Origin of the sequence: Streptomyces milbemycinicus (assembly GCF_002154605.1) — a bacterium.
GTDB classification, from domain to species: Bacteria; Actinomycetota; Actinomycetes; order Streptomycetales; family Streptomycetaceae; genus Streptomyces; species Streptomyces milbemycinicus.
This window is the reverse complement of record NZ_MUNE01001274.1, coordinates 1-682: the sequence shown is the minus strand read 5'-3', so window position 1 is coordinate 682 and position 682 is coordinate 1. Positions and strand designations below refer to the sequence as shown.

At 64.8% G+C, this 682-nt stretch carries 1 protein-coding gene and 1 pseudogene; both read right to left on the bottom strand.

The features are described 5' to 3' along the window. Window positions 1-167, bottom strand: a pseudogene (locus CCN51_RS52585) (IS5/IS1182 family transposase); the annotation flags it as partial. 13 nt (window positions 168-180) lie between these two features. Next, window positions 181-682: hypothetical protein (locus CCN51_RS52580; RefSeq protein WP_014172611.1), on the bottom strand; the 502-nt coding region annotated here is incomplete at its 5' end.

The following is a 682-nucleotide window of genomic DNA, read 5'->3' as shown; positions in this document are numbered from 1 at the left end:
GGCCGCGTTCGCGGCGGTGCGGGATAACCAGGCCGGTGCCGCGGTAGCCGCCGTCCCGCGATCACCGCGGTCTTGCCTACGGCCCTCTTCGCGCCGGACAGTTCCCACGCCTTGCAGCCGTTGCGACTGCCGGGCAGCGGCCGGCCGACGGCGACGACGAGCCGCGTGGCCGGAGAAGGCCTAACTGCTGTGACGTTCGAGGAGCGGGCCAACGCCAAGATCCTCGCGCATCAGCTTGCGCATCTTGGCGGCAGCCTTGCCACGCGCCTCCCAGCGTGCGTGATCTTCCGGACTGCCAACAGCCGTGCCGTCGATGTAACCGTCGCAAATGCTCCGGAGACAGTGGAAGACGCTATTGGACGCCTTGACCACGGGTTGAGGCCCGATAAGCCACATCCGTTCAGATGCGACGGCTATGCCCGACTCCCGGAAGGCTTCCCTTAGCGCAACAACCCGTTCTTCATCCGAAGGGTGCTCTTGCTCCCTCAAAGCCCGCAATGTCTCGCCTAGGACTTTCACGACGGTCGTGTACTGCGTATAGACCTCAAGCCGTAGGCGGACTGCCTCTTTGGCATCCTCGCGCCTCCACCGACTTCGATCCGCAATGAGTGTGGCGACGATACCGATCGCAGCCCCGGCCAGGGTGGAAATCAGCGGCAACCAATCCATGCGGGCCAGCATG